Here is a 6268-nt window from a genome sequence, read left to right as displayed (position 1 = left end):
CGACCCCGTCCCCGTCGGCGCCCCCCACCTCCCAGGTCCGGCCGGACTCGGACCGGGGGAAGGCGCCGCCGATCCACAGCTTGTAGGTCTTGCGGACGTCCAGTCGTGCCATTGGTCTGGTCCTCGGTCACGTCGGGCGGGTCAGGGGGCGGGTCGGAGGTAGCCGGTGAGGCCGTGGCGGCCGCCCTCGCGGCCGTAGCCGGACTCCTTGTAGCCGCCGAACGGGCTGGTGGGGTCGAAGCGGTTGAAGGTGTTGGCCCACACGACGCCCGCCCGCAGGCGGCCGGCCATCTCGAGGATGCGCGAGCCCTTCTCGGTCCAGACCCCGGCCGACAGCCCGTAGGGCGTGTTGTTGGCCTTGGCGACGGCCTCGTCGAGAGTGCGGAAGGTCAGCACGCTCAGGACCGGGCCGAAGATCTCGTCGGTCGCGATGGTGTGGGCCTGCTCGACGCCGGTGAACACGGTCGGACGGAACCAGAAGCCGTTGGTCGGGATGGCGCACTCCAGGTCCCAGCGGGTCGCCCAGCCGCAGGGTCGACAACCGGTCCTTGAGGAGGTCGACCGCCACGAGCTGGCCGAGGCCATCGCCGCCTACCAGGGCCGAGACCGCCGGTTCGGCGGCGCTGTCGACCACGTGGTCACGGGGGCCGATCCGGACGCCTGACCGGCGGGATGACGTGACGTTGCGCCATGGTGACCGAGGGCCTCACCGGGTCGTGTGCAGGGCGCGCACCCGCGGAAGGCTGCGAACCCCGCGCCTAGCGTCGACGGGACCGGCGTCGCAGCGACGACGGTGTGCTCGATCCCGACCGTGACGTGCCGGTGGCGAGGGTCGCACTTGCTCCCCCGAACAGGAACCCGAAGAATGATGACACGAAACAGACGACGCACGATCTCCGCGGTGGCGATGGCCGCCGCGCTGCTGGTGGGCAGCCAGCTGGCGGCGACCGCCCATCCCGCACACGACTTCGAGGACAACACGAACAACCCGCTGAAGGGACGGGGCTACGACGGCGTGGTCGATCCGGTCAGCCCCGGTGGCGTGCCGATGGAGGCGATGTCGGACGTCCGCTGCGAGGACGGCATGGCCGGGATCTTCCCGTGCCACAAGGTCGACCTCGCCTCGTTCACGCCGCTGCAGGACATGGAGTCGACCTTCGTCAACGACCTGTGGGGCTGGACCGACTCCGAGACCGGCATGGAACTCGTGATCGCCGGCACGTTCGAGGGCACGGCCTTCGTCGACGTCACCGACGGCGAGAACCCGGTCTACCTCGGCACGCTGCCGGCGGTGAACCCCGGTGACAGCGGCAACGTCTGGGGCGACGTGCGGGTCTACCAGGACACGGCCTACATCGTCACGGAGTCGATCGACCTCTCGACCTACGTCCCGAGCACCGGCGAGATCGAGGGCAACGGCATCCAGATCGTCGACCTCACCCAGTTCCGCGGGGCGACCGGGCCGATCACCGTGGCCGAGCAGCCCCGGATCACCGACATGACCCAGAGCCACAACGTGTCGCTGAACCTCGACACGGGCCGGCTCTACGTGGTCGGTGCGGTGTACGACGTCACGGACGAGTGTGGGACGGCGAACCCCGGCCTGCCGGTCTTCAACGGCAGTGGTGGCGCGATCGTCTACGACGTGACGGCGGACCCCAACGACCCGCAGTTGATCGGGTGCATGAACGAGGACGGCTACACGCACGACATCCAGTGCGTCGTGTACGACGGCCCCGACGCCGACTACCGCGGTCGGGAGATCTGCATCGGGTCCAACGAGGACACCGTCACGCTCTACGACGTCACGGACATCGACGACCCGGTCGTGCTGGACCGGCTGCCCTACGACGGGGCCGCGTACACCCACCAGGGGTGGCTGAGCGAGGACCACACCTACTTCTTCCTCGGTGACGAGCTCGACGAGCTGTTCGGCGAGGTCGACGAGCGCACCACCTACATCTGGGACTTCTCCGACCTGGACGACGTCGAGCTGATCGGTGTGCACAGTGACGGCAACAGCTCGATCGACCACAACATGTTCGTCAAGGACGGCCTGCTGTACCAGGCGAACTACACGTCGGGTCTGTGGATCTACGACGCGTGGAAGGCCGACCAGGGTCGCGTGACGATGCGGGGCTACTTCGACGTGTTCCCGTCCGACGACCGCACCGACTTCTTCGGGACGTGGGGCGCCTACCCCTACTTCGGCGACGGCAAGGTGGTCGTGACCTCCAGCGACGAAGGGCTGTTCGTCCTGCAGTCGCGAGCCAAGAGCTCGGACAACACCTTCGCCAAGGGCAAGCGCAACCGCTGATCGACTGACGTCGACCAGGCCCACGAGGGACCCGCCGATCGGCGGGTCCCTCGTCACGTACACGGACCATCGTCCGGCCGGCGGAGACTACGGTGGCATCCGATCGGCGACGCAGACGAGGAAGCCATGGCACTGCACGGGTACGCACGACTGGAGGTCGGGGGCACGGCGCTCACGGGGGACGTCTCGATGGGCTCCATCGGCGGGGTCGACGTGTCGAGCGACCACGTCGAGGTGCTGGAGCTCCATGCCGGTGCATTCGTGGAGACGGCCGGGGCCGGTGGCGGGCGCCCGCGCGGCCGACACGAGCTGCTGCCGGTCCGGCTGCGCAAGCGCACGGACGCCACGACCCCGGCGCTGTACCGGGCGCTCGCCCGGGCCGAGCGGGTCGACGCGACGTTCCTGCTGTTCGACACCGACCCCGTGACGGGTGAGACCCGTCACCGGTTCACGATCCGCCTCGAACAGGCTCGGGTGTCGTCGATGACCACGGACCAGCCGGACACGCTCGACCCCGAGGTCGCGCACCAGCCGGTGACCGACGGCATCGAGCTGGTGACGCCGGTCGTCGCCTGGGTCGACGAGGTCCATGGCGTCGAGTTCGAGGACCGTGTCGATCGCTGACGCTGCGGCCAGGGCGCTGGCGGTCGGCGCCTCGATGGACGTGGGTCAGTCGAAGGCCCCGGCCGGGAAGCCGGTGCACCACGGCTGGCTGCCCGACTCCGGGTGGTCGTCGGTGCGGTACGGCTGGCCGTCGCAGACGTCGACGACGATCCCGTCGGTCAGGAAACGGGCCTTCTGGTGGGCGCCGCCGGGCTCGCGGCGCGGGTCCTCGTGCGGATCGCCGTCGTGGTCCGCCGGGACGTTGCCGTTGGGCGGCGTGGCGTTGCCCGAGTCCCAGTACACCATCGCCGAGCCACGGTGCGGGTAGGTCGCGGTCGGCACGGAGTACGGGTCGGTCTCCCAGTGCAGGCCATCCGCCAGGGCAGGGATCATCAGCTTCGCCCCGATCGTGCGGGCCTGCACCTCGGCGGCGACGTTCGCGACCTGGTGGTCACCGAACGCGACGTGCAGGAGGAGGTCGTGCGCCGGGGTGTTGGGCAGGGGGTCGTCGGTCGCGTGGTGGGCGTAGCCATTGGTCTCGCCCCGGTCCCACAGGACCTGCATCAGCGCGATGACCACCTGTCGCTCCACCGGGTCCGCGTAGGCGGTCTCGAACACGCCGGCGAGCGCCGGTTCGTTCTCCCAGTCCACGCTGCGGTTGAGCAGGGTGGAGTAGTTCATGCCGGGCACGCCCAAGACGCCACGACGTGCGTCCGGCGACAGCGCGACCAGCGCTCCGCCCATGATCGCGCCCTGGCTGTTGCCGTCGTAGACCAGCGGCGACGGGGAGTTGGCCGTCGCGGTGCGGATGGCCGGGGTCGAGCCGGACCCGTTGCCGCGGGCGACCCGGAACGCCGGGTGGGACGACAGGCCGTCGGGATGGACCAGCGCGCGGCCGAGGAACAGGAAGTTGAGGAAGCCCTGCTGGGACCGCTCGGCGACCGTCTCGAACGACGGCACGGTGCCGAGGTCGGGCAGCCCGATCGCGTTCATGAAGTCCCCGTTGACGTCACCGCCGCCCACGTCGGTCAACAGCGTGACGACCGTGGGAACGTCCTCGTTGGACATCCCGATCCACAGGGTCCCGCAGGTGGCGAAGTTCAGCCGCCGCATCTGCCGGCCCGAGCCGCCGTCCAGCTCACCGAACGGCGAGCCCAGCAGTCCGTGGCCGTACAGCAGGGGAGTGGCCCGGTCGCGGCCGGCGGCCGCGTCCTCGGGCAGGTGGCACACGAACCTCGCCTGCAGCGTGCCGTCGCCGTCCAGCTGCTCGGGCAGCCCGTCACCGTCGGGGTCGTTGAACACCGACGTCGTGGGACCACCTGGCAGGTCGAGGTAGTTGGGCACGGTGACCGTGCCGGTGATCCGGCGGGCGGTGCCGTTGGCCTCGTCCGGGTCCAGCTCCGTCACCGTGTCGACCGTGAACTCCGGTGCGTCGCCGGTGACCCGGCCGTCGGCCAGGTCGGTGTCGCCGAGCTGGGCGAACGCGTCGTCCCGGATGGCCAACATCGCCTCGGTCAGGCTGCGCTGCGACGCGACCGTGAAGTCCCAGGCCAGGTACAGGTCGTCGCGGGCGATCCCGGCGGCGTCCAGCGTGGCCAGGACGTCCTGGAGGTGGTTCGCGCGTGGGCCCGTCGCGGTGCCGTCCCGGTGGGCCACGAAGGCGTCCGGGGCAGCCAGCACCTCGCCGTCGGCGTCGCGCAGGTCGCGCAGGGCCACGACGTAGCGGTGGCCCTCGGCGAGGTTGACCGACGGGCGCAGGAACAGCAGGTCGTCCGCGGCCGTGGCGGGCGAGGACTGGTCGAGCTCGGACCAGAACGGGTGGCGTTCGCCCGTGGTGGCGTCCAGCAGGACGATCGGGGCGTCCTGGGCCTCGTACCGGTCGATGTCGGCGAGGTGGTCACGGTGGTCGAAGTACCCGGGGGTGTTGATGCCGACGTCCGAGAACGGCTCGTCGGCCGTCCCCCACGTCCGGGGCAGGTCGAGCCCCGGCACCACGGTCATGATCGGCGAGCCGGGTGACCAGCCATCGGTCTCGTTCCACGCGGGCGGGTCGACGTGGCGGCCCGTGAGCTGGCTGACCGGGGTGGTCTCCGGGTCCAGCGCCAGGCGACGTCGGGTGTCGGTGGACGGGTCGGCGACGGTGAAGGCGTCGTTGGGGAACGGCAGCAGGCAGGAGGCCGGGTCCAGGTCGTCGCACGCCAGGGGTCCGGGTTCCACGGCCGCGGCCTCGGAAGTGGTGCCCACGGTGGCCAGCGTCGTCACGCCCAGGGCCACGGCCAGCAGGGCGATGCCCAGCCGATGGCGTGGAAGCCGGACGGTGGGCATGGTCGACGTCGTCGTGGCGGACGTGGACATGGGCAGGGCTCCCCCCGGATCGACGTGGCGGACGTGCCGTGCGGCCGCCCGCGCACGAGTCAAGCGGGCGACAGTTGCCACGTCAGGAGTTCGCGCCGGGCATCCGGTGGCGCGTCGCAGTTGCTACATGCCGCGTGGATGCCAGACGGTCTTGGCCTCGGTGAGGGCGAGCATCTCGCGGGGGGCCGGGTCCACGGTCCAGTCGGTGTCGGCCGGGCGCAGGACCCGCTTGAGGTTCTCGGCCGCCAGCGCCTCGAGCTCGCCCCAGTCGTCGCCGGCCCCGGCCAGGTCGATCGCGTTGACGTCCATGTGCCCGGCCAGGATCGGTCCGAGCTCGTCGGCGAACCCGGTGAGGAGGTTGACCGTCCCTCCCGGCACGTCGGACGTCGCCAACACCTCGGCCAGCGAGATCGCGACCGTCGGCGCGTCGGAGGCGGCCACGACCACGCAGGTGTTGCCGGTCACGATCGTGCGCGCGATCACGGTGACCAGGCCGAGCAGGGGTGAGCCGCTCGGAGCAAGGACGCCCACGACGCCGGTCGGCTCGGGCAGGGTGAAGTCGAAGTACGGACCGGCGACCGGGTTGGCCGCGCCGTCGACCGCCGCGAGCTTGTCCGACCAGCCGGCCACGTTGACCCAGCGGTCGATCGCCGCGTCCACCTCGGCGCGAGCCGTGCGCAGGTCGTCGCCGGTCGCGAAGCGGACCTCCTCCACGAACTGGTCACGCCGGCCCTCGAGCATCTCGGCCGCGCGGTACAGGATCTGGCCCCGGTTGTAGGCGGTCGCGGACGACCACGGCCCGAAGGCCTTGCGGGCCGCGACGACGGCGTCCCGGGTGTCCTTGCGCGACGCCATCGACACGTTGACGACCCCGTCCCCGTCGGCGCCCCCCACCTCCCAGGTCCGGCCGGACTCGGACCGGGGGAAGGCGCCGCCGATCCACAGCTTGTAGGTCTTGCGGACGTCCAGTCGTGCCATTGGTCTGGTCCTCGG

Annotated in this window: 5 protein-coding genes and 2 pseudogenes; 3 read left to right on the top strand and 4 right to left on the bottom strand. The window is 71.0% G+C overall.

Going from position 1 to position 6268, the window contains the following annotated elements:
- Together KR546_RS19990 and KR546_RS18760 are read right to left on the bottom strand one after the other, a co-directional pair.
- Window positions 1-112 (bottom strand): annotated as a pseudogene (locus KR546_RS19990) (aldehyde dehydrogenase family protein); the annotation flags it as partial.
- Between the two features lie 29 nt (window positions 113-141).
- A pseudogene (locus KR546_RS18760) lies at window positions 142-486 on the bottom strand (aldehyde dehydrogenase family protein); the annotation flags it as partial.
- Between the two features lie 7 nt (window positions 487-493).
- Between KR546_RS18760 and KR546_RS18755 the strand changes: the two are divergent.
- From KR546_RS18755 to KR546_RS18745, 3 genes are all read left to right on the top strand, one after another.
- Window positions 494-664, top strand: a complete 171-nt coding sequence (locus KR546_RS18755; RefSeq protein WP_238446251.1) for an undecaprenyl diphosphate synthase family protein — start codon at window positions 494-496, stop codon at window positions 662-664.
- A gap of 201 nt (window positions 665-865) precedes the next feature.
- Window positions 866-2317 carry a choice-of-anchor B family protein gene (locus KR546_RS18750; protein WP_238446250.1) on the top strand — a complete coding sequence of 484 codons (1452 nt, stop codon included), beginning with the start codon at window positions 866-868 and terminating at the stop codon, window positions 2315-2317.
- A gap of 126 nt (window positions 2318-2443) precedes the next feature.
- On the top strand, window positions 2444-2941 hold the full coding sequence (locus tag KR546_RS18745; protein WP_238446249.1) for a type VI secretion system tube protein Hcp: 498 nt from the start codon (window positions 2444-2446) through the stop codon (window positions 2939-2941).
- A 45-nt stretch (window positions 2942-2986) separates the two neighbouring features.
- Here the strand turns inward: KR546_RS18745 and KR546_RS18740 are convergent, their stop codons facing one another.
- Together KR546_RS18740 and KR546_RS18735 are read right to left on the bottom strand one after the other, a co-directional pair.
- Window positions 2987-5275: a hypothetical protein gene (locus KR546_RS18740; RefSeq protein WP_238446248.1), complete on the bottom strand. Its 2289-nt coding sequence runs from the start codon at window positions 5273-5275 to the stop codon at window positions 2987-2989.
- A 123-nt stretch (window positions 5276-5398) separates the two neighbouring features.
- The gene (locus KR546_RS18735) at window positions 5399-6253 is read right to left on the bottom strand and encodes an aldehyde dehydrogenase family protein (protein ID WP_238446247.1); all 855 of its coding nucleotides are present in this window, start codon (window positions 6251-6253) and stop codon (window positions 5399-5401) included.
- Window positions 6254-6268 lie beyond the last annotated feature (15 nt).

The sequence above is a fragment of the Salsipaludibacter albus genome (assembly GCF_019798055.1).
In the GTDB taxonomy this organism is placed as follows: domain Bacteria; phylum Actinomycetota; class Nitriliruptoria; order Nitriliruptorales; family Nitriliruptoraceae; genus Salsipaludibacter; species Salsipaludibacter albus.
The sequence above is the reverse complement of the archived record's forward strand: the minus strand, read 5'-3'. Positions and strand labels throughout refer to the sequence as shown.

Bases quoted from the DNA above. Each gene is read 5' to 3' on its own strand.
- KR546_RS18755 (WP_238446251.1), top strand. From the start codon at position 494: ATGGCGCACTCCAGGTCCCAGCGGGTCGCCCAGCCGCAGGGTCGACAA.
- KR546_RS18750 (WP_238446250.1), top strand. From the start codon at position 866: ATGATGACACGAAACAGACGACGCACGATCTCCGCGGTGGCGATGGCC.
- KR546_RS18745 (WP_238446249.1), top strand. From the start codon at position 2,444: ATGGCACTGCACGGGTACGCACGACTGGAGGTCGGGGGCACGGCGCTC.
- KR546_RS18740 (WP_238446248.1), bottom strand. From the start codon at position 5,275: ATGTCCACGTCCGCCACGACGACGTCGACCATGCCCACCGTCCGGCTT.
- KR546_RS18735 (WP_238446247.1), bottom strand. From the start codon at position 6,253: ATGGCACGACTGGACGTCCGCAAGACCTACAAGCTGTGGATCGGCGGC.